The following is a 25,192-nucleotide window of genomic DNA, read 5'->3' on the forward strand; positions in this document are numbered from 1 at the left end:
TCAGCCTGGGCATGCCCCAACTGCCCGCGCCCGACTACCCGGACGACGTTCGAGCCCGGCTGGAGAGGGACGCGCGCGAGATCATCGCCCGCTACCCGGACTCCCGCTCGGCCCTGCTGCCGTTGCTGCATCTCGTGCAGTCGGAGGAGGGCCATGTCACCCGCACCGGCATGCAGTTCTGCGCCGATGTGCTCGGCCTGACCACGGCGGAGGTCACCGCGGTCGCCACCTTCTACACCATGTACCGCCGCAAGCCGAGCGGCGACTACCAGGTGGGCGTCTGCACCAACACCCTGTGCGCGGTGATGGGCGGGGACGCGATCTTCGAGGCGCTCCAGGACCACCTGGGCGTCGGCAACGGCGAGACCACCGACGACGGCAAGGTCACCCTGGAGCACATCGAGTGCAACGCGGCCTGCGACTTCGCGCCGGTCGTGATGGTCAACTGGGAGTTCTTCGACAACCAGACCGTGCAGAGCGCGAAGCAGCTCGTCGACGACCTGCGCGCGGGAGCGCAGGTCGAGCCCACACGCGGCGCCCCTTTGTGCACGTTCAAGGACACCGCACGGATCCTGGCGGGCTTCCCCGACGAGCGGGACGGGGCCGTCGAGGCCGGCGGAAGCGCGGGACCCGCCTCGCTGATCGGCCTCCGCCTGGCCAAGGGAGAGACCGCACCCGCGCGCGTGGTGCACCCCAGGGGCGCGGGCGGACCCCAGGACACGCCGCGGGACACGGTGCACGAGCCGTCGCCCGCCGAGCACCTGAGCTCGCACGACGCGCCACAGGACACGTCGGCCTCCGACCCGGCCCACCCGGCGGGTCCCGTCGCCGAGGAGGGGGAGTGATGACCGTGGCAGCCGAGATCAAGAACACCAGCCCCGAGAAGCTGCTCACACCCGTGCTGTCGGCCTTCTGGGACGAGGACAGGTCCTGGACGCTGGACGTCTACAAGAGGCACGAAGGATACGAGGGGCTCCGCAAGGCGCTCGCCATGTCCCCGGACGACGTCATCGCGTACGTCAAGGACTCCGGGCTGCGCGGCCGCGGCGGCGCGGGATTCCCGACGGGAATGAAGTGGCAGTTCATTCCCCAGGGTGATGGAAAACCACACTATCTAGTTGTCAACGCCGACGAGTCGGAGCCCGGAACCTGCAAGGACATTCCGCTCCTCTTCGCGAACCCGCATAGCCTCATCGAGGGCATTGTCATCGCGTGTTATGCCATCAGGTCTTCGCATGCCTTCATCTATCTGCGTGGTGAAGTCGTCCCCGTGCTGCGGCGGTTGCACACGGCCGTGACTGAGGCCTACGCGGCGGGCTACCTCGGCAAGAACATCCTGGGCAGCGGACTCGATCTCGAACTCACCGTGCACGCGGGCGCGGGCGCGTACATCTGCGGTGAGGAGACCGCACTGCTCGACTCGCTCGAAGGCCGCCGTGGTCAACCGCGGCTCCGTCCCCCTTTCCCTGCTGTCGCGGGCCTCTACGCGTGCCCGACTGTGGTGAATAACGTCGAATCGATCGCGTCGGTTCCCGCGATTATGAAGAACGGCAAGGAATGGTTCAGGTCGATGGGAAGCGAGAAGTCGCCCGGCTTCACGCTCTACTCCCTCAGCGGCCATGTCGCCGGCCCCGGCCAGTACGAGGCGCCGCTCGGCGTCACGCTCCGCCAGCTCCTCGACATGAGCGGCGGCATGCGCCCCGGACACCGCCTCAAGTTCTGGACGCCGGGCGGCTCCTCGACCCCGATGTTCACCGACGAGCACCTCGACGTCCCTCTTGACTACGAAGGAGTGGGTGCCGCGGGTTCCATGCTCGGCACCAAGGCGCTCCAGTGCTTCGACGAGACCACCTGCGTCGTACGGGCGGTCACCCGCTGGACCGAGTTCTACGCCCACGAGTCCTGCGGCAAGTGCACGCCCTGCCGTGAAGGGACGTACTGGCTCGTGCAGTTGCTGCGGGACATCGAGGCGGGCAAGGGCGTCATGAGCGACCTCGACAAGCTGAACGACATCGCCGACAACATCAACGGCAAGTCGTTCTGCGCCCTCGGTGACGGCGCCGCCTCGCCGATCTTCTCCTCGCTGAAGTACTTCCGAGAGGAGTACGAGGACCACATCACGGGCCGCGGCTGCCCCTTCGACCCCGCCAAGTCGACGGCTTGGGCGGACAAGCACACGGAGGTGAACGCATGACAGTACAGCAGTCTGACAGCGGCTCCGCCGCGGGCAAGCGCGCCTCCGGAGGTGGGGAGGCGGCGGTTCCGCCGGAAGATCTCGTCTCACTGACGATCGACGGCGCCGAGATCAGCGTGCCCAAGGGCACCCTGGTCATCCGGGCCGCCGAACAACTCGGCATCGAGATCCCCCGGTTCTGCGACCACCCTCTCCTCGACCCGGCCGGCGCCTGCCGCCAGTGCATCGTCGAGGTCGAGGGCCAGCGCAAGCCCATGGCGTCCTGCACGATCACCTGTACGGACGGGATGGTCGTCAAGACTCACCTCACCTCGCCCGTCGCGGAGAAGGCCCAGAAGGGTGTGATGGAGCTTCTGCTCATCAACCACCCGCTGGACTGCCCGGTCTGCGACAAGGGCGGCGAGTGCCCGCTGCAGAACCAGGCCATGTCGCACGGCCACGCCGAGTCCCGCTTCGAGGGCAAGAAGCGGACGTTCGAGAAGCCCGTCCCGATCTCCACGCAGGTGCTGCTCGACCGCGAGCGGTGCGTGCTGTGCGCCCGCTGCACCCGGTTCTCCAACCAGATCGCGGGCGACCCGATGATCGAACTGCTCGAACGGGGTGCGCTCCAGCAGGTCGGCACCGGCGAGGGCGACCCCTTCGAGTCGTACTTCTCCGGGAACACCATCCAGATCTGCCCGGTCGGCGCGCTGACCTCGGCGGCGTATCGCTTCCGCTCCCGCCCCTTCGACCTGGTCTCCTCGCCGTCCGTCTGCGAGCACTGCTCCGGCGGCTGCGCCACGCGCACCGACCACCGGCGCGGCAAGGTCATGCGGCGGCTCGCGGCACACGACCCCGAGGTCAACGAGGAGTGGATCTGCGACAAGGGGCGGTTCGCGTTCCGGTACGCGCAGAAGCCGGACCGGCTGTCGACGCCTCTCGTACGCAATGAGGACGGCGTCCTGGAGCCCGCGTCCTGGCCGGAGGCCCTGGACATCGCCGCCCGGGGGCTCGCCGCGGCCCGCTCCAGGGCCGGTGTCCTGACCGGCGGCCGGCTCACCGTCGAGGACGCCTACGCCTACAGCAAGTTCGCGCGCGTGGCCCTCGACACGAACGACATCGACTTCCGCGCGCGCGTGCACAGCAGCGAGGAGGCCGACTTCCTCGCCGCCCGGGTGGCGGGACACGGACGGGACCTCGACGGTACGGGCGTCACGTACGCCTCCCTCGAGAAGGCGCCCGCGGTCCTGCTGGTCGGCTTCGAGGCCGAGGAGGAGGCGCCCGGCGTCTTCCTGCGGCTGCGCAAGGCGTGGCGTGGGCACGGACAGAAGGTGTTCGCGCTCGCCACGCACGCGACCCGGGGCCTGGAGAAGGCCGGCGGCACGCTGCTGCCCGCCGCGCCCGGCACCGAGACGGAGTGGCTGGACGCCCTCGCGAGCGGGGTCGGCCTGGAGGAGGACGGCGCCAGGGCGTCCGAGGCGCTGCGCACCCAGGGCGCGGTCATCGTCGTCGGGGAGCGGCTGGCCGCCGTGGCGGGCGGGCTCACCGCCGCCGCACGGGCCGCGTCCGCGACCGGGGCAGAGCTGGTGTGGATCCCACGCCGGGCCGGGGAGCGCGGCGCCATCGAGGCGGGCGCGCTGCCGTCGCTGCTGCCGGGCGGGCGCCCGGCCACCGACCCGCGCGCGCGGGAGGAGGTCGCCGCCGCCTGGGGGGTGGCCGAACTCCCGCACCGCTACGGCCGCGACACCGGCCAGATCGTCGAGGCCGCCGCCGGCGGTGAGCTGCGGGCGCTCCTGGTCGCCGGTGTGGAGGTCGCCGACCTTCCCGACCCGGCACGCGCGCGTGAGGCGCTTTCCGAGGTGGGCTTCCTGGTGTCGCTGGAGCTGCGGCCCGGTGAGGTCACCGAGCACGCGGACGTCGTCCTCCCGGTCGCCGCGGTCGCCGAGAAGGCAGGCACCTTCGTCAACTGGGAAGGCCGGGTACGGCTGTTCGAGGCCGCGCTCAAGCCCGACCAGATGACGCGCCGCCTGGCACCCGCCGACGCGCGCGTCCTGCAGATGCTGGCCGACGCGATGGACGTCCACCTGGGGCTGCCCGATCTGCGCACCGCGCGCGTGGAGATGGACCGTCTCGGGGCGTGGGACGGGCCGCGCGCCACCGAGCCCCTGGAGAGCGCGGGACCGCTTCCGCGCCCCGCCGCCGGGGAGGCCGTACTGGCCGGACACCGGCTGCTGCTCGACCAGGGCCGCCTCCAGGAGGGCGACGACGCGCTCGCCGGGACCCGGCACGCCGCACACGCGCGCGTGTCGGCCGCCACGGCCGCCGAGGCGGGCGTCAAGAACGGCGACCTCCTGGCGGTGACCGGGCCCCAGGGGTCCGTTGAACTCCCGTTGCAGATCACCGAGATGCCCGACCGCGTGGTCTGGCTCCCGCTGAACTCCGCGGGAACGGGCGTCGCCTCCGACACCGGGGCGCTGCCCGGCGCCCTCGTCCGCATCGGCCCGGCGACCCTCGCCCCCGAAGCCCAGAAGGAGGTGGAGGCGTGACCATGGAGTACCTCGCCGCTGAAGACCTCTCCATGTTCGGCCGCGACCCGTGGTGGCTGGTCGTCATCAAGGCGGTCTTCTGCTTCGCCTTCCTGATGCTGACCGTGCTCTTCTCCATCGTCTGGGAGCGCAAGGTCGTCGCCTGGATGCAGTTGCGCATCGGCCCCAACCGGCACGGCCCCTGGGGCATGCTCCAGTCGCTCGCCGACGGCGTGAAGCTGATGCTCAAGGAAGACGTCATCGTCAAGCGCGCGGACAAGGTCGTCTACGTCCTCGCACCGATCCTCGCGGCCATCCCGGCCTTCATGGCGATCGCCGTGATCCCCTTCGGCCCGGCCGGCAACGAGGTCTCGATCTTCGGCCAGCGCACCACGATGCAGCTCACCGACCTGCCGGTCGCGATGCTCTACATCCTGGCCATCGGCTCCGTGGGTGTGTACGGGTTCGTCCTGGGAGGCTGGTCCTCGGGATCGACGTACCCGCTGCTCGGCGGCATCCGCTCGTGTGCCCAGATGATCTCGTACGAGATCGCCATGGGCGTGGCCTTCGCCTCGGTGTTCCTCTACACCGGGTCGATGTCGACCTCGGCGATCGTCGAAGCCCAGCAGGACCGCTGGTACATCCTGCTCCTCCCGGTCTCATTCCTCATCTACATGGTGACGATGGTGGGCGAGTCCAGCCGGGCCCCCTTCGACATGCCGGAGTCCGAGGGCGACCTGGTCGGCGGCTTCAACACCGAGTACAGCTCCATCAAGTTCGCGATGTTCATGCTCTCCGAGTACATCCACATGATCACCGTGTCGATGATCGCGGTGACGCTGTTCCTCGGCGGCTGGCGGGCCCCCTGGCCCATCAGCACCTTCTGGGAGGGCGCGAACCACGGCTGGTGGCCGATGCTCTGGTTCGTCGTCAAGCTCCAGCTGCTGGTCTTCTTCTTCATCTGGCTGCGCGGCACGCTCCCGCGCGTCCGCTACGACCAGTTGATGAAGCTCGGCTGGAAGGTCCTCATTCCAGTCTCCGTGGCCTGGCTGATGCTCGTCGCGACCGTACGGGCCATGCGGAACGAGAACTACAACTTCTCCGAGATCGCGCTGTACATCGGCGGCGGCGTCCTCGTCCTGCTCCTCCTCTCCTTCGTGGCGGACATGTTCCGCGAACGTCGAGAAGCGCAGCAGCAGAAGCCCGCCGAGCCCGCCGCCTTCGACCCGACGGCCGGTGGATACCCCGTACCGCCGCTGCCCGGACAGACCCTGCCGCCCGTGCCGCGCAGGCGGCCACGGCGCGAGCGGGAGCTGATTGTCAGTGGTGGGCCCGATACTGACAGTGACGGATCTTCGAGTGGGAGGGAGGCGTCCGATGGCTGATGAGCCGAAGGAGACCAAGCCGGGTTTCCAGAACCCCGTCGCCGGCTTCGGCGTGACCTTCAAGGCCATGTTCAAGAAGCGGCTGACCGAGCAGTACCCGGAGCAGCACAAGACCACCGCACCGCGGTTCCACGGCCGGCACCAGCTCAACCGCCATCCGGACGGCCTGGAGAAGTGCGTCGGCTGCGAGCTGTGCGCCTGGGCCTGCCCCGCCGACGCCATCTACGTGGAGGGCGCGGACAACACGGAGGAGGAGCGCTACTCGCCGGGCGAGCGGTACGGCCGCGTCTACCAGATCAACTACGCCCGCTGCATCCTGTGCGGCCTGTGCATCGAGGCGTGCCCCACGCGCGCGCTCACGATGACCAACGAGTTCGAGCTGGCCGACTCCAGCCGCGCCGACCTCATCTACACCAAGGAGCAGCTGCTCGCCGGACTCGAAGAGGACATGGTCGACACACCCCACGCGATTTACCCCGGCATGGACGAGCAGGACTACTACCGGGGGCTGGTCACCGAGGCCGCGCCCGGCACGGAGCGCCAAGCCGCCGTTTCCAAGGGCGAGATGCCCTTTGAAGAGGGGGTGGAGGCATGAGCGCACAGCTCGCGGCGTACTCCACCTCCACAGGCGAGGCCTTCCAGTTCTGGGTGCTCGGCACTGTCGCCGTGATCGGCGCCCTGGGTACCGTCTTCATGAAGAAGACCGTGCACAGCGCGCTCTGCCTCGCCGGGACCATGATCATTCTGGCGGTGTTCTACCTCGCCAATGGCGCCTACTTCCTCGGCATCGTGCAGATCGTCGTCTATACCGGCGCGATCATGATGCTGTTCCTGTTCGTGGTGATGCTCGTCGGCGTCACCGCGGCGGACTCGCTGAAGGAGACCATCAAGGGGCAGCGCTGGCTGGCCCTGCTGTGCGGTCTCGGCTTCGGCATCCTGCTGACCGCGGGCATCGGCAACGCCTCGCTCGCGGAGTTCAACGGCCTCGCGCAGGCGAACGCGAACGGCAACGTCGAAGGCCTCGCCGCCCTCATCTTCACGAAGTACGTGTTCGCCTTCGAGGTCACCGGCGCCCTGCTCATCACGGCCGCCGTCGGCGCCATGCTGCTCACCCACCGCGAGCGCACCGAGCGCGCCAAGACCCAGCGCGAGCTGTCCGAGCAACGCGTACGGGACGGAAAGCACCTGCCGCCGCTGCCGGCGCCCGGGGTGTACGCGCGGCACAACGCGGTGGACATCGCCGGCCTCCTCCCGGACGGCACCCCGTCCGAGCTCACCGTCAACAAGACGCTGCGGGAGCGCGGCCAGATCCGCGACGTGTCCACCGAGGCGCTGAACGACCTCAAGGCCCTGGAGCAGCGCGCCGAGGACCGCCTGGAGCGGACGAACTCCGGGGAGGGGTCGAAGTGAGTCCCGTCAACTACCTGTATCTCGCCGCCCTGCTGTTCACGATCGGCGCCACCGGCGTACTGATCAGGCGGAACGCGATCGTGGTGTTCATGTGCGTCGAGCTGATGCTCAACGCCTGCAACCTCACGCTCGTCGCCTTCTCCCGGATGCACGGCAACCTCGACGGCCAGATCATCGCCTTCTTCACGATGGTCGTCGCCGCCGCGGAGGTCGTGGTCGGGCTCGCGATCATCGTGTCGCTGTTCCGTTCCCGCCACTCGGCCTCGGTCGACGACGCCAGCCTGATGAAGCTCTGAGGGGTCGCTGAATCGTGGAGAACCTGATTGCGCTGCTGGTGGCGGCGCCTCTGCTCGGAGCGGCCGTCCTGCTGTGCGGCGGACGGCGCCTGGACGCCGTCGGCCACTGGATCGGCACCGCCCTCGCGGCCGTCTCCTTCGTCCTCGGCGTCGTCCTCTTCGCCGACATGCTCGGCAAGGACGCCGAACACCGGGAAATCGGCCAGCACCTGTTCAGCTGGGTGCCGGTCGAGGGCTTCCAGGCGGACGTCGCCTTCCAGCTCGACCAGCTGTCGATGACGTTCGTCCTGCTGATCACCGGCGTCGGCTCGCTCATCCACCTGTACTCGGTCGGGTACATGGAGCACGACGAGCGCCGGCGCCGCTTCTTCGGCTATCTGAACCTGTTCCTCGCGGCGATGCTGCTGCTCGTCCTCGCCGACAACTACCTGCTGCTGTACGTCGGCTGGGAGGGCGTCGGCCTCGCCTCGTACCTGCTGATCGGCTTCTGGCAGCACAAGCCCAGCGCCGCCACCGCCGCGAAGAAGGCCTTCCTGGTCAACCGTGTCGGCGACATGGGTCTGTCGATCGCCATCATGCTGATGTTCACCACCTTCGGGACCTTCGCCTTCGGGCCGGTCCTGGAGTCCACCGGTGAGACCGGCGAGGGCACACTCACCGCGATCGGCCTGATGCTGCTGCTCGCCGCCTGCGGCAAGTCCGCCCAGGTGCCGCTGCAGTCCTGGCTCGGGGACGCGATGGAGGGCCCGACCCCGGTCTCGGCCCTCATCCACGCGGCGACCATGGTGACCGCGGGCGTGTACCTGATCGTCCGCTCCGGGGCGATCTTCAACGCGGCGCCCGACGCGCAGTTGGTCACCACGGTGGTCGGCGCGGTCACGCTGCTCTTCGGTGCGATCGTCGGTTGCGCGAAGGACGACATCAAGAAGGCCCTCGCCGGGTCGACGATGTCGCAGATCGGCTACATGATCCTGGCCGCCGGCCTCGGCCCCATCGGCTATGTCTTCGCGATCATGCACCTGGTGACGCACGGCTTCTTCAAGGCCGGGCTCTTCCTCGGCGCCGGCTCGGTCATGCACGCCATGAACGACGAGGTCGACATGCGGAAGTACGGCGGCCTGCGCAAGTACATGCCGGTCACGTTCGTCACCTTCGGCCTCGGCTACCTCGCCATCATCGGCTTCCCGGGCCTGTCCGGCTTCTTCTCCAAGGACAAGATCATCGAGGCGGCCTTCGCCAAGGGCGGCACCGAGGGCTGGATCCTCGGCGGCGTGGCCCTGCTGGGCGCGGCCATCACGGCGTTCTACATGACGCGCGTGATGCTGATGACGTTCTTCGGAGAGGAGCGCTGGCGAAACCAGCCCACTCCCTCCCCGGCCGAGCCGAGCGTGGAGCCCGCCGCCGAGACGCGCGGTGAGCACGCTGAACCGCACCCGCACGAGTCGCCCAGGGTCATGACGATCCCCATGATCCTGCTGGCCTTCGGGTCGGTGTTCGCCGGCGGCCTGTTCAGCGTCGGCGACCGGTTCATCCACTGGCTGGAGCCCGTCACCGACCACGCGCACGGGCACCCGCCGGTCAGCGCGCTGACGGTCACGCTCTCCACGGTGGCCGTGATGGTCATCGGCGTCGGCCTGGCCTACGTCCAGTACGGGCGCCGTCCCGTACCGGTCGTCGCCCCGCGCGGGTCGCTGCTCACCCGGGCCGCCCGGCGCGACCTCCTCCAGGACGACTTCAACCACGTCGTCCTCGTACGCGGCGGAGAGCACCTCACGCGCTCCCTGGTGTACGTCGACCACACCCTGGTCGACGGGGTCGTCAACGGCACGGCGGCCACGATGGGCGGCCTCTCCGGTCGGCTGCGCAGGCTGCAGAACGGTTACGCGCGCAGTTACGCGGTCTCGATGTTCGGCGGTGCGGCGGTCCTCATCGCCGCGACCCTGCTGATGAGGGCGGTCTGATACCGATGTCCTTTCCTCTGCTGACAGCGACGGCGGCCCTCCCGGCACTCGGGGCGATCGCCACGGCCGCCGTACCGGCCGCGAAGCGCACCGCCGCCAAATGGCTGGCGCTGATCGTCTCGCTGGCCACGCTCGTGCTCGCCGCGATCGTCCTGGTCCGCTTCGACCCGGGCGGCGACCGCTACCAGCTCACCGAATCCCACGCCTGGATCAAGGACTTCGGGGTGCGGTACGAGCTGGGTGTGGACGGCATCGCGGTGGCGCTCATCGCGCTGACCGCCCTGCTGATCCCGTTCATCATCCTCGCGGGCTGGCACGACGCCGACCCGCTGGAGACCGGGCACACGAGGTGGCGGCCCACCCAGGGCTTCTTCGCCCTGATCCTGGCCGTCGAGGCGATGGTGATCATCTCCTTCGAGGCCACCGACATCTTCCTCTTCTACATCTTCTTCGAAGCCATGCTCATCCCGATGTACTTCCTCATCGGAGGCTTCGGGGACCGCGCCCACGAGCACGGCGAGGAGACGGCGTCCACGCAACGGTCGTACGCGGCCGTGAAGTTCCTCCTCTACAACCTGGCCGGCGGTCTCATCATGCTGGCCGCGGTGATCGGCCTCTACGTGGTCGCCGGGAACTTCTCGCTCACGGAGATCGCCGCGGCCCGGGCCAACGGCTCGCTGGACATGGCGACCAGCACGGAGCGGTGGCTGTTCCTCGGGTTCTTCTTCGCGTTCGCGGTGAAGGCGCCCCTGTGGCCGCTGCACACCTGGCTGCCCAACGCCATGGGGGAGGCCACCGCCCCGGTCGCCGTACTGATCACGGCCGTGGTCGACAAGGTGGGCACCTTCGCGATGCTGCGCTTCTGCCTCCAGCTGTTCCCGGAGGCCTCGAAGTGGGCGACGCCGGTCGTCCTCGTACTGGCGCTCGTCAGCATCATCTACGGGGCGCTGCTCGCCGTCGGCCAGCGGGACATCAAGCGGCTGGTGGCGTATGCGTCGATCTCGCACTTCGGGTTCATCATCCTGGGCATCTTCGCGATGACCAGCCAGGGCCAGTCGGGTGCGACGCTCTACATGGTCAACCACGGGATCTCGACCGCCGCGCTGATGCTGGTGGCCGGCTTCCTGATCTCGCGGCGCGGCTCGCGGCTCATCGCCGACTACGGCGGTGTGCAGAAGGTGGCCCCGGTGCTCGCCGGCACGTTCCTGATCGGCGGTCTGGCGACCCTGTCGCTCCCGGGACTCGCGCCGTTCGTGAGTGAGTTCCTGGTCCTGGTCGGCACGTTCGCGCGTTACCCGGTGATCGGGATCATCGCCACCCTCGGCATCGTCCTGGCCGCGCTCTACACCCTCGTCCTCTACCAGAGGACGATGACGGGCCCGGTGAAGGCCGAGGTCGCGTCCATGCCCGACCTCAGGGTGCGGGAACTCGTGGTCGTCGCCCCGCTGATCGCGCTGCTGATCCTCCTGGGCGTCTACCCGAAGCCGGTCACCGACATCGTCAACCCGGCGGTCGAACAGACCATGTCCGATGTACAGAAGCAGGACCCCGAGCCCGAGGTGGAGGCGGCCAAGTGAGCGCATCAGCCGTCCACAGCCTGTGGACAACGGCGGCCGATCCGATCAGCAGGATCGACGCGCCGAAGATCGAATACGGGCAGCTGTCGCCCACCCTCATCGTCATCGGGGCAGCGGTCGTCGGTGTGCTGATCGAGGCGGTCGTACCACGCAAGTCCCGTTACTACGTCCAGGTCTTCGTGTCCGTCGTCGCGCTCGCCGCCGCCTTCGCCGCGGTCATCGCGCTCGCGGTCGGCGGGTACGGCACCACGAAGGCGGGCATCGCGGCCATGGGCGCGATCGCCGTCGACGGACCGGCCCTGTTCCTGCAGGGCACGATTCTCCTGGCCGGCCTGCTCGGCGTGTTCACCTTCGCCGAACGGCGGCTGGACCCGGTGGCGCACGGCAACCGGGTCGACTCGTTCGCCGCGGAGGCCGCGTCCGTGCCCGGCAGCGACGGCGAGAAGGCCGCGGTGAAGGCCGGGTTCGCCACGACGGAGGTGTTCCCGCTACTGCTGTTCGCGATCGCGGGCATGCTGATCTTCCCGTCGGCGAATGATCTGCTGACGCTGTTCATCGCCTTGGAAGTCTTCTCCCTGCCGTTGTATCTGCTGTGCGCCGTGGCCCGCCGCAAGCGGCTCATGTCACAGGAAGCCGCGGTCAAGTACTTCCTGCTGGGAGCCTTCGCCTCCGCGTTCTCGCTCTTCGGCATCGCCCTGCTGTACGGGTACGCGGGCTCCGTGTCGTACGCGACGATCGCGCAGGTCGTCGACGGGACCGTCCAGAACGTGACTCCGGCCCTCGCGGACACCATGGGCAACGACGCGCTGCTGCTCGTCGGCGCGGCGATGCTGGTCATGGGGCTGCTGTTCAAGGTGGGCGCGGTGCCGTTCCACATGTGGACACCGGATGTGTACCAGGGTGCGCCGACTCCGGTCACGGGCTTCATGGCGGCGGCGACGAAGGTGGCGGCGTTCGGTGCGCTGCTGCGTCTGCTGTATGTCGTCCTGCCGGGGCTGCGGTGGGACTGGCGGCCGGTGATGTGGGCAGTCGCGATCGTCACCATGCTGGGCGGCGCGATCGTGGCGATCACTCAGACCGACATCAAGCGGTTGCTGGCGTACTCGTCGATCGCGCACGCGGGGTTCATCCTCGCGGGTGTCATCGCGGCCTCGCCGGACGGTGTCTCGTCGGTGCTGTTCTATCTGGGCGCGTACTCGTTCGTGACGATCGGGGCGTTCGCCGTCGTCACTCTGGTGCGGGACGCGGGTGGCGAGGCCACGCATCTGTCGAAGTGGGCCGGGCTCGGGCGGCGGTCTCCCATGGTGGCGGCCGTGTTCGCGGTCTTCCTGCTGGCGTTCGCCGGTATTCCGCTGACCTCCGGGTTCGCCGGGAAGTTCGCCGTGTTCAAGGCCGCGGCCGAGGGGGGTGCCGGGGAGATCGTGGTCATCGGTGTCATCTCCTCGGCCATCGCCGCGTTCTTCTACATCCGCGTGATCGTGCTCATGTTCTTCAGCGAGCCGCGCCCCGAGGGGCCGACGGTCGCCGTGCCGTCGCCGTTGACCATGACGGCGATCGGGGTGGGCGTGGCGGTCACGCTGGGGCTCGGTGTGGCGCCGCAGTACTTCCTGGATCTGGCGGGGCAGGCGGGGGTCTTCGTCCGCTGACGTGCTCCGCTCGCCTTGTGCGTCCGTGCCGGGACCCGGCCCTCTCAGAGGGGGCCGGGTCCTGTCGTATGTGCCGGGCCTCGCCTGTTCGGTGGGTGCCGGACCTCAGCTGTCCGGGCAGGTCACCTTGGGGTTGAAGGTGGCGAAGAGGCCCTTGGGGTTCTTCTTGTAGAGGTAGGCGTGCAGGTCGTAGTGGACCGGCATGTCGTCGGTGTGACCCGGCATCGGTCCCTCCATGTTCACACCGAAGATCGACGGCCAGACCGCGTTGTGGGTGTTCGGGTCCTGGTCCTCGTCCACCACCAACCACTCGACTCCGACGAGCCTGCGTTGTCCGTCCTTGCCGTCCTCGTAGAGCAGGGCCGCCGGCCTGGCGGGATCGGTCGAATTGATGTTCTGCGGGTTGATGTAGTGGTAACCCATGCCGCCCTCGCCCTCCTCGAAGACACAGACCTCGTCGGGGACGAAGCCGTCCTCGATCGCGAACGGCTCGTACTGGTACTTGCCCGTCGCGGCGTACGTCTTCGCGATGTCCTTCCACGCGGAGGGGGCGGGGTTGACCGGGGTCGGGTCGGCGTGTGCGGGCGCCGCGGTGAGCGAGAACGCGGTGGTCAGGGCGAGGGTGCAGGCGGCCTTGGCGGCGCGTTTGGCCTGGGTGGGGCTGAGGGGGGACATGCTTGCGGGGCTCCTTGAGAGAGGGGCACCGGGGCGCCCGTTCGTGGGGGTGGCGGGCCTCCCCCGTCCCGCGTGAGCAGCTTGGCCCGCGGGGGACAGGGGTGCCAGGCGGGGCGGGCCATTGGGCTGAGGGGGTGCGGTGGGTCAAGGAGGGGGTGGTGGGCTTCGGGCAGCCTGTGGATAACTCTGAGGCTGTCGGTCCGGACCCCTATCGTGGCAAGGGCTGGGAGAGAGACGAGCACGATGTACGGGGGATCGGAGATGACCGGGATGGGCGGGACGGGTGTGATGGCGGCAGAGGGTGCGGCGGTGGACGGCGCGGCGGTGCAGTCAGCTGTGGGGTCGGCCGCAGGGTCGGCCGCGGGTATGGGTATGGGGCGGTCAGGAGTGAGTGAGGCGCTGGCCGTACTGCATCGGGTCTTCGGGTACGAGGCCTTTCGGGGCGAGCAGGAAGCGGTCATCGAGCATGTGGTGGCGGGCGGGGACGCCGTGGTGCTCATGCCGACGGGCGGGGGCAAGTCGCTCTGCTATCAGATTCCGGCTCTGGTCCGGCCGGGAACCGGGGTGGTTGTCTCGCCTCTCATCGCGTTGATGCAGGACCAGGTGGACGCGCTGCGGGCGCTGGGCGTGCGTGCCGGGTTCATGAACTCCACGCAGGACTTCGACGAGCGGCGGGTGGTGGAGGCGGAGTTCCTGGCCGGTGAGCTGGACCTGCTCTATCTCGCGCCGGAGCGGCTGCGGCTGGACTCGACGCTGGATCTGCTCGCCCGGGGGAAGCTGTCCGTCTTCGCGATCGACGAAGCGCACTGTGTGGCCCAGTGGGGGCACGACTTCCGGCCCGACTATCTCGCGCTGTCCCTGCTGGGGGAGCGGTGGCCCGACGTGCCGCGGATCGCGCTGACCGCGACGGCCACGCGGGCGACCCATCGGGAGATCACCGAGCGGCTGGGCATGGGGACGGCCCGGCACTTCGAGGCCAGCTTCGACCGGCCCAATATCCAGTACCGGATCGTGCCCAAGGCCGACCCGAAGAAGCAGTTGCTGGCGTTCCTGAAGCAGGAGCACGAGGGTGACGCGGGGATCGTGTACTGCCTCTCGCGGAACTCGGTGGAGAAGACCGCGGAGTTCCTGAGCCGGAACGGCATCGAGGCCGTGCCGTACCACGCGGGGCTGGACGCGGGGACGCGTGCCGCGCACCAGGCGCGGTTCCTGCGGGAGGAGGGGCTGGTCGTCACGGCGACCATCGCCTTCGGGATGGGCATCGACAAGCCGGACGTACGGTTCGTCGCGCATCTGGATCTGCCCAAGTCGGTGGAGGGGTACTACCAGGAGACCGGGCGTGCGGGGCGTGACGGGCTGCCGTCCACCGCGTGGATGGCGTACGGGCTGAACGACGTCATACAGCAGCGGAAGCTGATCCAGGGCGGGGAGGGCGACGAGGCGTTCCGGCGGCGGGCGGCGATGCATCTCGACGCGATGCTGGCGCTGTGCGAGACGGCTCAGTGCCGGCGGGGGCAGCTGCTCGCGTACTTCGGGCAGGAGCCGCAGGTCGGGGGGTGCGGGAACTGCGATACGTGTCTGACCCCGCCGGAGACGTGGGACGGGACGGTGGCCGCGCAGAAGGTGCTGTCGGCTGTGGTGCGGTTGCAGCGGGAGCGGGGGCAGAAGTTCGGGGCCGTGCAGATCGTGGACATTCTGCTCGGGCGGCGGACGGCCCGGGTGATCCAGTTCGATCACGATCAGTTGTCTGTTTTTGGGATCGGGGAGGAACTGAGTGAGGGGGAGTGGCGGGGGGTTGTGCGGCAGCTGCTGGCGCAGGGGTTGCTGGCGGTGGAGGGGGAGTACGGGACGCTCGTGCTGACCGAGGGCAGTGGGGCGGTGTTGCGGCGGGAGCGGGAGGTTCCGTTGCGCAAGGAGCCGGTCGCTCCGCGGGTTGCGCAGGTTCGGGCTGAACGTAAGCCGAAGGCTGCCGCTGCGGCCGAGTTGGCGCCGGAGTTGGTGCCGGCGTTCGAGGCGCTGCGGGCTTGGCGGGCCGAGCGGGCTCGGGAGCAGGGGGTTCCGGCGTACGTCATCTTCCATGACGCGACGCTTCGGGAGATCGCGACGGTGTGGCCTACGTCGGTGGGGCAGCTGGGTGGGATCAGCGGGGTGGGGGAGAAGAAGTTGGCGACGTATGGGGAGGGGGTGCTTGGGGTGCTTGCCTCGTTGGGTGGGGGGTCTGGTGATGGGCCTGGTGGGGGAGCTGCTGAGGCTTCTGGGGGTGCTGCTGGCGGGGGTGTGGCGTCGGTGGGTGCGGGTGAGGAGGGGCAGGACTTCGACTGGCCGGATGTGGAGCCGGAGCCTGAGCATGACGATTGGGCTTAGGGGCGGGGGTGCGTTCCCGCTGGTGGTCGGCGCCTGCGGTTTGTGAGGGCGGGGCGTGGCGTGGCGCGGCTGCCGCCGGGTGGGTGGGGCGCGTGCGGTTCGTTGGGGTCGAGGGCGTGGGCGGCTGCCGCCGGGTGGGTGGCGCCTGGGGTTCGTCCGGGGGGGCGGGGGCGCCGGGGGTCTCCGTCCTCGGTCCGATGCGACTTGGGTTGGGTGTGTAGGCAGCTTTGGTTGTCGCGACATCCGCTGCGGGCGGACACCCCCCGACACACCCCCTTCCCGCCGTACGCGGCCACCGGGGGGGGTGGGGTGCGCGGCGCGCTTTCCTGCCGTGCGTCGGCTGTCCCGCCGTGGGGCGGTGCGCTCAGGCGGCTGGGGTGATCCTTCCGCTCACCTCGCCCAGGCCGACCTTGGTGTTGTTCGGGCCCGGGGCCCAGGCCGTGAAGGTGACCTCGTCGCCGTCTTCCAGGAAGGTGCGCTTGCCGTTGGGGAGGTCGAGGGGGTCGCGGCCGTTCCAGGTCAGTTCGAGGAGGGAGCCTCGTTGGTCGGCCGAGGGGCCGCTGACCGTGCCTGAGCCGTAGAGGTCTCCGGTGCGGAGGGAGGCGCCGTTGACGGTCAGGTGGGCGAGTTGCTGGGCGGCCGTCCAGTACATGGTGGAGAAGGGGGGCTCGGAGACGACGTGGCCGTTGATGGCGACGGTGATGCGGAGGTCGTAGGCGGTGGGGTCCTCGGAGGAGTCGTCGAGGTAGGGGAGGAGGGGGTGGGAGCGGGGCGGCGGGGGGACGCGGGCCTCGTCCAGGGCGTCGAGCGGGGTGATCCAGGCTGACAGGGAAGTGGCGAAGGACTTGCCCAGGAAGGGGCCCAGGGGGACGTACTCCCAGGCCTGGATGTCCCGGGCGGACCAGTCGTTGAGGAGGCAGAGGCCGAAGACGTGGTCGCGGAAGGCGCTGAGGGGGACGGATGTACCCATGGCAGTGGGGGCGCCGACTACGAAGCCGACCTCCGCTTCGATGTCCAGGCGGACGGAGGGGCCGAAGACCGGGGCGGGGTCCGTGGGGGCTTTGCGTTGGCCGGAGGGGCGGGTCACCTCGGTGCCGGAGACGACGACGGTGCCGGATCTGCCGTGGTAACCGATCGGCAGGTGCTTCCAGTTGGGGGTGAGGGAGTCGGTGGCGTCGGGGCGGAAGATCTGGCCGACGTTCCGGGCGTGGTGCTCGGAGGAGTAGAAGTCGACGTAGTCCGCCACCTCGAAGGGGAGGTGGAGGGTGACCGAGGAGAGGGGGTGGAGGTGGGAGGCGATCGCTTGCTGGTGGGACGGGATCGTCACCCAGGCGGTGAGGGCTCGGCGGACGTCCGACCAGGTGGTGCGGCCCGCGGACAGCAGGGGGTTCAGGGTCGGCCGGGCGAGGAGGGCTGCGTAGGGGGAGCCAAGGGTGTGGGCTGCCGCGCCCGCGTCGAGTACGTGGTCGCCCAGGCGGACGCCGACGGTGCGGTCCGTGGAGCCGGGCAACGAGAAGATGCCGTACGGGAGGTTGTGCGGGCCGAAGGAGTCGCCCTCGGGGACGTCGAAGGGGGGCATCGGGTGGCTGCCTCGCTTTCCGTGCTGTCCGTTGGCCGTCGTGGTTGCGGCACACGTTACGGGGGAGTGACGTGATCCACCCGCTGCGCGACGCCCGGCTTTCGGAGGTGTGCGTCACGATGTCCTCGCCGTGGTCGGGCGGCTCGCGGTGCGGATGACCGTGATGCCCAGTCGTCGTCAACGTCCTCTGGCCGTACGGGATTCGGACAGGTCGGACGGTTCGGGAGCGGGGTGGCGGAGTCGTACTGACGGGATATCGGACGTCGTCCGGTTCGGGTCGAGTCGACGGGCCGATCGATCCGTATTCTCTGATCATGGCCGCACGTACCGCATATGCCCTTATCGCCACCGACCTGGACGGGACGCTGCTACGCGGCGATGACACGCTCTCCGACCGGTCCAGGGATGCTCTGGCGCACGCCGTCGCGTGCGGAGCGCGCCACTTGGTGGTGACAGGGCGGCCCGCGCCGCGCGTGCGCCCTCTGTTGGAGGACCTCGGCGGTGGTGGGCTCGCGGTATGCGGGCAGGGCGCGCAGTTGTACGACGTGGGCGCGGACCGGCTGCTCTGGTCGGTCACGCTGGACCGGGAGCTGGCCGAGACCGCGCTCGGGAAGATCGAGGCGGAGGTCGGGCAGGTGTATGCGGCGGTCGACCAGGACGGGGTCGAGGGGCTCACGCTCGTCGAGCCCGGCTATGTGATGCCGCATCCCACGCTGCCCGCCCTGCGCGTGCCGAGGCGGGACGACCTGTGGTGCGAGCCGATCAGCAAGGTGCTGCTGCGGCATCCCTTTCTGTCGGACGACGAGTTGGCGTCGGCGGCGCGCGGAGCGGTCGGTTCCCTCGCGACGGTCACGATGTCGGGGCCCGGCACCGTCGAACTCCAGCCATGCGGCATCACCAAGGCGACGGGCCTCGCGCTGGCCGCCCAGAATCTGGGGCTGGCCCCGGAGGACACCGTCGCCTTCGGTGACATGCCGAACGACATCCCCATGTTCGACTGGGCCGACCACGGGGTCGCCATGGCCAACGCCCACCCCGAACTCAAGGCCGTCGCCGACGAGGTGACCCTGTCGAACGAGGAGGACGGGATCGCGGTGGTGTTGGAGAGGCTGTTTCCCTAAGAGGAAGGGGGCCTCTCGGCCTCAGTACGGGCCGAACACGTTGTCGATCGAGCCGTACCGTGCGGCGGCGTAGTTGCACGCGGCCGTGATGTTCGCGACCGGGTCGAAGGGGTCGTACACCGTGCCGGGGACGTGGTACGCGGCGAAGGTCGGGTCGATGACCTGGAGGAGGCCCTTGGAGGGGGTGCCGGCGGCGGCGTTGGAGTCCCAGTTGTTGATGGCCTGGGGGTTGCCGGACGACTCGCGCATGATGTTGCGGTAAATGCCGTCGTATGTGCCCGGGATCCCCTTCTGCGCCATGATGTCCAGGGACTGGCGGATCCAGCCGTCGAGGTTGTTCGCGTACGTCGGGGCCGAGGCCTGGGCGGCCTTGGTGGCCCCCGTCGACGTGGACGCCGTGGTCGCCTTCGTGCTCTTCAGGGTCAGCTTCAGACCCGGGTGGATCAGCCCCGGGTTGCCGCCGATGGCCTCGCGGTTGTTCTTGTAGAGCTGCTTCCAGCCGCCGGTCGTGGAGTGCTTCTTCGCGATCTTGGAGAGGGTGTCGCCCTTGACCACCGTGTACGTGGCGGGGGCGGCGGTGACGGTGTGGGTCTGGACCTGGGCCGGCTGTGCCGCGGTCGCGGTCGTCGCGCCCAGGAGGGGGATGGCGAGTGCGGCTCCGCCGGTTCCGGCGGTGAGGATGCCTCGGGTGAGCGTGTTGTTGGTTCTCGGTCGGCGGTGCTTGCCTCGTGCGGACATGGCGCGTTCCTCTCCGGCGCCTGCGAGGTGAGCTGTCGGGTTCGGGCGGGGAGGTGCCCGGCCGTGTGCGGCGACGGATCGCTGCACGTGGCTTCACCCCGAGCCGTTCCGGAGTCCGGACCGGCGACTTGCCTGGGTCCCCCGCTCCTGCCGTGCGTGAGTGAGTGGGTTGGGTGGGGATACCGGACGGCGGCAGGATTCGGCGGTCCGTCCGGATGGGCGTGAACGTATGCGAGCGCACAGGAGGGCGACAAGGGGGGATTTGAGGGGGAGAGCGTATTTGACCTTGCTTTTGGAGGGGTTTAAAGTGATGATTTGTCCGGAGCGAAAAATTCAACTTGCCTTTTGTGAATGGGGGAATGGTTTGCTGGGGGGTAGGGGGAGAGGGCTCGTTCGGCGTGACTCAATTCACGGGAGCGAGTCGGATTTGACTGAAGGTAAGCCGCGATTCGGTCAACTCGGGCGTGTCGTGCGCCCGGTGTTCGGGGAATCTGTGGCGCGGGAGGTCGGGGGTGCGGCTCGAACTGCTGATGCGCGTATGGCCTGTTGATTTGCGGCACGGCCTCTGTTCGTGCGATGCCGAACCGCGCGACCGGCTGAGTCGGTGACCGTCGAGGTCTCCTTCGGCGGCGGTGATCCGCCGCCCCGAGGCCGCCCGTGTTCCCGTCGGTGTCGGTGTCGGTGTCGGTGTCGGTGTCGGTGTCGGTGTCGGCGTCGGTGTCGGCGTCGGCGGGCGCGCGTGCGTCGGCCTCCGCGTGCGTGGCTCCGGCGGGGTGATCGAGGTTCGTGCCGGGCTACGGGGCCCGGGTGACCGGTACGGGACACCGTGGGCTCGACCGGTGGGCGCTCGTGGTGATCGAAACGTGACCGGATACGCTGACTTGAGTGAAGGCAGAGACAGATCGACAAACAGGTCAACAAACCTTGTCGGAGGCGAGTGACCTGCTCGTGAGGTTGACCGCCGCGACCTGAGACCGACAGACCAGACCGACCGTGTGACCGTCAGCAGACGTCAGCAGACAGGAGACCCCTCGTGACCGTCGTCGAGCCGTTCGGGCTGAGCGTGCGGGACCAGGCTCTCGAAGCCGATGTCCAGGCCGGATTGGCGGCTGTCGAGGAAGGCCTGCTCGAAGCGACCAAGAGCGAGGTCGCCTTCATCCAGGAGGCCGCACAGCATCTGCTGAGGGCCGGCGGCAAGCGGTTTCGTCCCCTGCTCGTGATGCTCGCCGCGCAGTTCGGTGACCCGTACGCCCCCGGGGTCGTGCCGTCGGCCGTTGTCGTCGAGCTGACGCATCTCGCCACGCTGTACCACGACGATGTCATGGACGAGGCGGACGTACGGCGCGGGGTGCCCAGCGCGAACGCCCGCTGGGGGAACTCCCTCGCCGTCCTCACCGGGGACTTCCTCTTCGCCCGGGCCTCCCACATCCTCGCCGACCTCGGGCCCGAGGCGGTACGGGTCCAGGCCGAGGCCTTCGAGCGGCTGGTCACCGGGCAGATCCTGGAGACCGCCGGGCCGCAGGGCGGGCGGGACCCCATCGAGCACTACCTCGACGTGCTCGGCGGCAAGACCGGGTCGCTGGTGGCGGTGTCCGGGCGGTTCGGGGCGATGATGTCCGGGGCCGACGAGACGGTCGTGGATGTGCTGACGCAGTACGGGGAGCGGCTGGGGGTCGCCTTCCAACTGGCGGACGACGTGCTGGACATCGCGTCCGACTCGCACGAGTCCGGGAAGACGCCGGGGACGGATTTGCGTGAGGGCGTTCCTACGATGCCGGTGCTGCGGTTGCGGGAGCGGGCGGCCAGGCTGGGGCTGGCCGAGGACGCCGCGCTGTGTGAACTGCTGGAGTCCGACCTGAGTGATGATGCGCGGCTGGGGGAGGCGTTGGGGTTGATGCGGGCGCATCCTGCGCTGGAGCTGGCGCGGCGGGACACCGTGCGGTTCGCGGAGGAGGCGCGGGCTGCGTTGGTGCCGTTGCGTGAGTGTGAGGCCAAGGCTGCGTTGGTGGGGTTGTGCGATGCGGTGGTGCATCGGGCGGGCTGAGTTTTCTCGCCCCCGCCGCCCCTACCCGTCCCATCCTCCAGGGGCTCCGCCCCTTCGACCCCGTCGGGGCTTCGCCCCGGATCCCCGTGAGGGGGTGGGGGTGGGGGTTGTCTGCGGGCTGCGGGTTGGTTGTGGCTGGTCGCGCCGTTCCCCGCGCCCCTAGAGGGCGCGGCTCAGGCTTACCCCTACGGGTCGGGGGAGGTGTCGGCCCTTCGCGTCATACCGCAGCAGTACGCGGAGTTGATCCCGGGGGCTGACGCTTCTGGCTGGCTGATTTGGTCAGATGGTTGGCACCACTCCTCACCGATTCGGGTGAGAATGGCGGCTCGGGGTGGACGACGACGAGTGCGAGGACGACGACAGCAGGCCGCCGCCGACTACGGAGGTAAGGCAGACATGGCACCGTACGAAACCGACGGCAGCGCGCAGGCCGGCGACGAGGTCGACGAGGTTGAGGAGAGGCGCACGGCGCGACGCAGGGCCGCGCGGTACGTCGTTCCGGTCGCGGTCGTGGGGGTCGCGGCGGCGACCATCGGGCTCGTTCCGGCGTTCGCCGGGTCGGGCGACCCGGACCTGCCGGAGATCAGCGCACAGGAACTCATCGAGAAGATCGCCGCGTCGGACGTGCAGCAGCTGTCCGGCACGGTGAAGATCAGCACGGACCTCGGCCTGCCGGACCTGGGCGGTCTGGCGAGCGGCTTCGGGGCGGGAGGAGGCGGCGGTCCCCGCGGTGGCGACGGTGACGGCTCGTCCGCCGACCCCTCGTCCAAGCTGCTCGAACTCGCCTCCGGCACGCACACCCTGCGCATCGCCGCCGACGGACCCGAGAAGCAGAAGCTCTCCCTGCTGGACGACGCCGCCGAGTACAGCCTCATCCACAACGGCGACGACGTATGGGCCTACGACAGCGCCTCGAACGAGGTGTACCACGCCACCGGCGCCGCGGACGAGGCCGAGGGCGACGTTCCCGAGGACGTGCCCGCCACTCCCCAGGAGCTGGCCGAGGAGGCGCTGAAGGCCGTCGACGACACGACGTCGGTGACCGTGGACGGAACCGCGCAGGTCGCCGGGCGGGACGCGTACAAGCTGGTCGTCAAGCCGAAGGCGTCCGCTTCGACGGTCGGCCAGATCTCGATCGCGGTCGACGCGAAGACGGGGCTGCCGCTGAAGTTCACGCTGACCCCGGCGAGCGGCGGCGCGGCCGTCGTCGACGCGGGCTTCACCCAGGTCGACTTCGCCAAGCCGAGCGCCTCGACCTTCGACTTCAAGCCGCCGAAGGGCGCCGAGGTCACCGAGGCCGATGAGATCGAGTCCGAGGGGCACCACGACAGCTCCATCGACGGGTACCGCGACCACGCCACCGACGGGCATCACGACAACTCGGCCGAGCTCGACGGACTCGACGGGCTGAAGGTCATCGGTGAGGGCTGGGACGCCATCGCCGAGTTCGACTCCGGCACGGGAGGTATGCCTTCCGCCGAGACCGGCAACGGTGACTTCGACGGGTTCATCAACTCCCTCGGCGACCAGGTCTCCGGCGAGTTCGGCAAGGGTACGGTCTTCTCCACCCGCCTGATCAACGTGCTCATCACGGACGACGGCAAGGCGTACGCCGGTGCGGTCACCAAGGAGGCGCTGGTGAAGGCGGCCGACGCGGCGCGGTAAGTCCCGTACGGCAGACCGTTACGGCAGATCCGTACGACTGGCCGTTACGGCAGATCCGTACGACAGGCCGTTACGGAGATCCGTACGAAAGTGTCGTGCGACTGTCCCGTACGACGAGCGTGAATCGAGGTAGTCGATGGAGGAGCTGTCCGCCGCGGACACGGACAGGGGCGACGCGGACACGGCCGACTCGGTCGTGATCGCCACCCGTGCGCTGACCAAGCGCTACCGCGGCGGACAGCTCGCCGTGGACGGGCTCGACCTCACCGTCCCGGCGGGCAGTGTTTTCGGCTTCCTCGGCCCGAACGGCTCGGGTAAGACCACCACCATCCGCATGCTGATGGGCCTGATCGAGCCGACCTCCGGCACGGCGCGGGTCCTGGGATGGCCCATGCCCCGTGCCACGCGCACCGTACTGCCGCAGGTCGGCGCCCTCATCGAGGGGCCCGCGCTGTACGGCTTCCTCTCCGGCCGGGACAACCTGACCCGGTACGACTCTGCCGACCCGACCGCCGACCCGCGCACCCGGCGTACGCGGGTCGCCGCCGCGCTGGACCGGGTCGGGCTGACGGCCGCCGCGGGCAAGAAGGCGAAGGCGTACTCGCTCGGGATGAAGCAGCGGCTGGGGCTGGCGGCGGCGCTGCTCCAGCCGCGCAGGCTTCTCGTCCTGGACGAGCCGACGAACGGGCTCGATCCGCAGGGGATGCGCGAAATCCGGGCTCTCGTACGGGAGCTGGCCTCCGACGGCACCACCGTCTTCCTCTCTTCCCACCTCCTCGACGAGATCGAACAGGTGTGCACGCATGTCGCCGTCATGGCGCAGGGGCGGCTGATCACTCAGGGCCCGGTGGCCGAGCTCGCGGCCGGGGCGCGCGGGCGGCTCGTCGTCACCACGCCCGATGTGACGGACGCGGCCCGGGTGCTCAAGGAACAGGGCGTCGGGGATGTCGTCGTAGGGGAGGAGCGGGTGACCGGTGAACCGCCGGACCGCGAACTCGCCGAGGTGAACGCCGCGTTGGTGGGCGCCGGGGTGCGTGTGCGGGGCTTCGGGGTCGAACGGGCCTCCCTGGAGGACGCGTTCGTGGCGCTGACGGGGGAGGGCTTCGATGTCGCAGGTTGAGACACCCGCAGCAGCCGCCCGTACCCCCAGCCGGCTGTGGACCTTCGGCCTCTTCCGCAGCGAACTGCTGACGACCTTCCGCCGCTGGCGCACGCTCGCGCTGCTCGCCGTGCTGGCGGCCGTACCGATCCTCGTGGGCGTGGCCGTCAAGATCGAGACGAGCGACGGTTCGTCCGTCGGAGGCGGTGGCGGAGGCGGCGAGGGACCGGCGTTCATCGCGCAGATCACCAACAACGGACTGTTCCTCGTCTTCACGGCGCTCGCCGCCACCCTCCCCTTCTTTCTCCCGATGGCGATCGGGGTGATCGCGGGGGACGCGATCGCGGGCGAGGCGAACGCCGGCACCCTCCGCTATCTGCTCGTGTCCCCGGCGGGCCGTACGCGACTGCTGCTCACCAAGTACGCGACGACGCTGACGTTCTGCCTGGTGGCCACGCTGGTCGTGGCGGCCTCGGCGCTGGCCGTCGGCGCGCTGCTCTTCCCGCTGGGCGAGCTGACGACGATCTCGGGGACGAGGATCAGCTTCGCGGAGGGGCTGGGCCGGGCGCTGCTGATCGCTCTGGTCGTGGCCGCGTCACTGATCGGGGTGGCGGCGCTGGGCCTGTTCATCTCGACGCTCACCAACAGCGGCATCGCGGCGATGGCGACGACGGTCGGGCTCCTCATCACCATCCAGATCCTCGACCAGATCCCCCAGCTCCACGCCCTCCAGCCGTACTTCTTCTCGCACTACTGGCTGTCGTTCGCCGACCTGATGCGCGAGCCGGTGTACTGGGACGACCTGGTCAAGAACCTCGGCCTGCAGAGCCTGTACGCGGCGGTCTTCGGCTCGGCGGCGTGGGCACGGTTCACGACGAAGGACATCACCGCGTAGCCGGTCGCCATAAAGCCGAGGCCCCCCTGCCCCACACCA

At 69.4% G+C, this 25,192-nt stretch carries 19 protein-coding genes; 16 read left to right on the forward strand and 3 right to left on the reverse strand.

Annotated elements, in window-relative coordinates:
* Window positions 1-11: 11 nt before the first annotated feature.
* From nuoE to nuoN, 10 genes are read left to right on the forward strand one after another with little or no spacing between them, the layout of a single operon-like run.
* Complete coding sequence (gene nuoE / locus ACWD3C_RS24335) at window positions 12-845, forward strand: NADH-quinone oxidoreductase subunit NuoE (protein ID WP_451147275.1); 834 nt, start codon at window positions 12-14, stop codon at window positions 843-845.
* Entirely contained in the window at window positions 842-2,194 is a 1,353-nt protein-coding gene (gene nuoF, locus ACWD3C_RS24340) for an NADH-quinone oxidoreductase subunit NuoF (RefSeq protein WP_451147221.1), read from the forward strand. Before nuoE ends, nuoF begins: the two co-directional genes overlap by 4 nt.
* Window positions 2,191-4,719, forward strand: coding sequence for an NADH-quinone oxidoreductase subunit G (locus ACWD3C_RS24345; RefSeq protein WP_451147223.1), 2,529 nt, complete (start codon window positions 2,191-2,193; stop codon window positions 4,717-4,719). The genes nuoF and ACWD3C_RS24345 overlap by 4 nt, the downstream gene beginning before the upstream one ends.
* Before the next feature lie 2 nt (window positions 4,720-4,721).
* Window positions 4,722-6,083, forward strand: a complete 1,362-nt coding sequence (nuoH, locus tag ACWD3C_RS24350) for an NADH-quinone oxidoreductase subunit NuoH (protein WP_451147277.1) — start codon at window positions 4,722-4,724, stop codon at window positions 6,081-6,083.
* The gene (gene nuoI / locus ACWD3C_RS24355) at window positions 6,076-6,678 is read left to right on the forward strand and encodes an NADH-quinone oxidoreductase subunit NuoI (protein WP_451147225.1); all 603 of its coding nucleotides are present in this window, start codon (window positions 6,076-6,078) and stop codon (window positions 6,676-6,678) included. Before nuoH ends, nuoI begins: the two co-directional genes overlap by 8 nt.
* Window positions 6,675-7,493 (forward strand): NADH-quinone oxidoreductase subunit J, encoded by an 819-nt coding sequence (locus ACWD3C_RS24360; RefSeq protein ID WP_451147227.1) that lies wholly within the window; start codon window positions 6,675-6,677, stop codon window positions 7,491-7,493. The genes nuoI and ACWD3C_RS24360 overlap by 4 nt, the downstream gene beginning before the upstream one ends.
* The gene (gene nuoK, locus ACWD3C_RS24365) at window positions 7,490-7,789 is read left to right on the forward strand and encodes an NADH-quinone oxidoreductase subunit NuoK (RefSeq protein WP_451147229.1); all 300 of its coding nucleotides are present in this window, start codon (window positions 7,490-7,492) and stop codon (window positions 7,787-7,789) included. The genes ACWD3C_RS24360 and nuoK overlap by 4 nt, the downstream gene beginning before the upstream one ends.
* A gap of 14 nt (window positions 7,790-7,803) precedes the next feature.
* Window positions 7,804-9,750: an NADH-quinone oxidoreductase subunit L gene (gene nuoL, locus ACWD3C_RS24370; RefSeq protein ID WP_451147231.1), complete on the forward strand. Its 1,947-nt coding sequence runs from the start codon at window positions 7,804-7,806 to the stop codon at window positions 9,748-9,750.
* Between the two features lie 5 nt (window positions 9,751-9,755).
* On the forward strand, window positions 9,756-11,327 hold the full coding sequence (locus tag ACWD3C_RS24375; protein WP_451147233.1) for an NADH-quinone oxidoreductase subunit M: 1,572 nt from the start codon (window positions 9,756-9,758) through the stop codon (window positions 11,325-11,327).
* Window positions 11,324-12,973 (forward strand): NADH-quinone oxidoreductase subunit NuoN, encoded by a 1,650-nt coding sequence (nuoN, locus tag ACWD3C_RS24380; protein ID WP_451147235.1) that lies wholly within the window; start codon window positions 11,324-11,326, stop codon window positions 12,971-12,973. The genes ACWD3C_RS24375 and nuoN overlap by 4 nt, the downstream gene beginning before the upstream one ends.
* 105 nt (window positions 12,974-13,078) lie before the next feature.
* Here the strand turns inward: nuoN and ACWD3C_RS24385 are convergent, their stop codons facing one another.
* A complete protein-coding gene (locus ACWD3C_RS24385) occupies window positions 13,079-13,648 on the reverse strand; it encodes a hypothetical protein (protein ID WP_451147237.1) in 570 nt (189 codons plus the stop codon).
* Window positions 13,649-14,014: 366 nt separating this feature from the next.
* Between ACWD3C_RS24385 and recQ the strand changes: the two genes are divergently transcribed.
* Entirely contained in the window at window positions 14,015-16,012 is a 1,998-nt protein-coding gene (gene recQ / locus ACWD3C_RS24390; RefSeq protein WP_451147296.1) for a DNA helicase RecQ, read from the forward strand.
* A 364-nt stretch (window positions 16,013-16,376) separates the two neighbouring features.
* Here the strand turns inward: recQ and fahA are convergent, their stop codons facing one another.
* Entirely contained in the window at window positions 16,377-17,591 is a 1,215-nt protein-coding gene (gene fahA / locus ACWD3C_RS24395; RefSeq protein ID WP_451147239.1) for a fumarylacetoacetase, read from the reverse strand.
* A 314-nt stretch (window positions 17,592-17,905) separates the two neighbouring features.
* On the opposite strand from fahA, the gene ACWD3C_RS24400 reads away from it, so the two are divergent.
* Complete coding sequence (locus ACWD3C_RS24400; protein ID WP_451147241.1) at window positions 17,906-18,712, forward strand: HAD family hydrolase; 807 nt, start codon at window positions 17,906-17,908, stop codon at window positions 18,710-18,712.
* A 21-nt stretch (window positions 18,713-18,733) separates the two neighbouring features.
* Here ACWD3C_RS24400 and ACWD3C_RS24405 read toward each other — a convergent pair whose 3' ends face one another.
* Entirely contained in the window at window positions 18,734-19,450 is a 717-nt protein-coding gene (locus tag ACWD3C_RS24405; RefSeq protein ID WP_451147243.1) for a transglycosylase SLT domain-containing protein, read from the reverse strand.
* A 1,033-nt stretch (window positions 19,451-20,483) separates the two neighbouring features.
* Between ACWD3C_RS24405 and ACWD3C_RS24410 the strand changes: the two genes are divergently transcribed.
* The 4 genes from ACWD3C_RS24410 (at window position 20,484) to ACWD3C_RS24425 (ending at window position 25,153) form a co-directional block, all read left to right on the forward strand.
* Window positions 20,484-21,494 (forward strand): polyprenyl synthetase family protein, encoded by a 1,011-nt coding sequence (locus ACWD3C_RS24410; protein WP_451147245.1) that lies wholly within the window; start codon window positions 20,484-20,486, stop codon window positions 21,492-21,494.
* A gap of 396 nt (window positions 21,495-21,890) precedes the next feature.
* On the forward strand, window positions 21,891-23,159 hold the full coding sequence (locus tag ACWD3C_RS24415) for a LolA family protein (protein WP_451147247.1): 1,269 nt from the start codon (window positions 21,891-21,893) through the stop codon (window positions 23,157-23,159).
* Between the two features lie 136 nt (window positions 23,160-23,295).
* Window positions 23,296-24,279 carry an ABC transporter ATP-binding protein gene (locus ACWD3C_RS24420; RefSeq protein ID WP_451147249.1) on the forward strand — a complete coding sequence of 328 codons (984 nt, stop codon included), beginning with the start codon at window positions 23,296-23,298 and terminating at the stop codon, window positions 24,277-24,279.
* Complete coding sequence (locus tag ACWD3C_RS24425) at window positions 24,266-25,153, forward strand: ABC transporter permease (protein ID WP_451147251.1); 888 nt, start codon at window positions 24,266-24,268, stop codon at window positions 25,151-25,153. The genes ACWD3C_RS24420 and ACWD3C_RS24425 overlap by 14 nt, the downstream gene beginning before the upstream one ends.
* Window positions 25,154-25,192 lie beyond the last annotated feature (39 nt).

It is taken from the genome of Streptomyces sp. NPDC002845, assembly GCF_053591955.1.

Bases quoted from the DNA above. Each gene is read 5' to 3' on its own strand.
- ACWD3C_RS24345 (WP_451147223.1), top strand. From the start codon at position 2,191: ATGACAGTACAGCAGTCTGACAGCGGCTCCGCCGCGGGCAAGCGCGCC.
- nuoE (WP_451147275.1), top strand. From the start codon at position 12: ATGCCCCAACTGCCCGCGCCCGACTACCCGGACGACGTTCGAGCCCGG.
- nuoH (WP_451147277.1), top strand. From the start codon at position 4,722: ATGGAGTACCTCGCCGCTGAAGACCTCTCCATGTTCGGCCGCGACCCG.
- ACWD3C_RS24385 (WP_451147237.1), bottom strand. From the start codon at position 13,648: ATGTCCCCCCTCAGCCCCACCCAGGCCAAACGCGCCGCCAAGGCCGCC.
- ACWD3C_RS24425 (WP_451147251.1), top strand. From the start codon at position 24,266: ATGTCGCAGGTTGAGACACCCGCAGCAGCCGCCCGTACCCCCAGCCGG.
- nuoI (WP_451147225.1), top strand. From the start codon at position 6,076: ATGGCTGATGAGCCGAAGGAGACCAAGCCGGGTTTCCAGAACCCCGTC.
- ACWD3C_RS24405 (WP_451147243.1), bottom strand. From the start codon at position 19,450: ATGTCCGCACGAGGCAAGCACCGCCGACCGAGAACCAACAACACGCTC.
- ACWD3C_RS24375 (WP_451147233.1), top strand. From the start codon at position 9,756: ATGTCCTTTCCTCTGCTGACAGCGACGGCGGCCCTCCCGGCACTCGGG.
- ACWD3C_RS24420 (WP_451147249.1), top strand. From the start codon at position 23,296: ATGGAGGAGCTGTCCGCCGCGGACACGGACAGGGGCGACGCGGACACG.
- fahA (WP_451147239.1), bottom strand. From the start codon at position 17,591: ATGCCCCCCTTCGACGTCCCCGAGGGCGACTCCTTCGGCCCGCACAAC.
- ACWD3C_RS24415 (WP_451147247.1), top strand. From the start codon at position 21,891: ATGGCACCGTACGAAACCGACGGCAGCGCGCAGGCCGGCGACGAGGTC.
- ACWD3C_RS24360 (WP_451147227.1), top strand. From the start codon at position 6,675: ATGAGCGCACAGCTCGCGGCGTACTCCACCTCCACAGGCGAGGCCTTC.
- recQ (WP_451147296.1), top strand. From the start codon at position 14,015: ATGGGTATGGGGCGGTCAGGAGTGAGTGAGGCGCTGGCCGTACTGCAT.
- ACWD3C_RS24400 (WP_451147241.1), top strand. From the start codon at position 17,906: ATGGCCGCACGTACCGCATATGCCCTTATCGCCACCGACCTGGACGGG.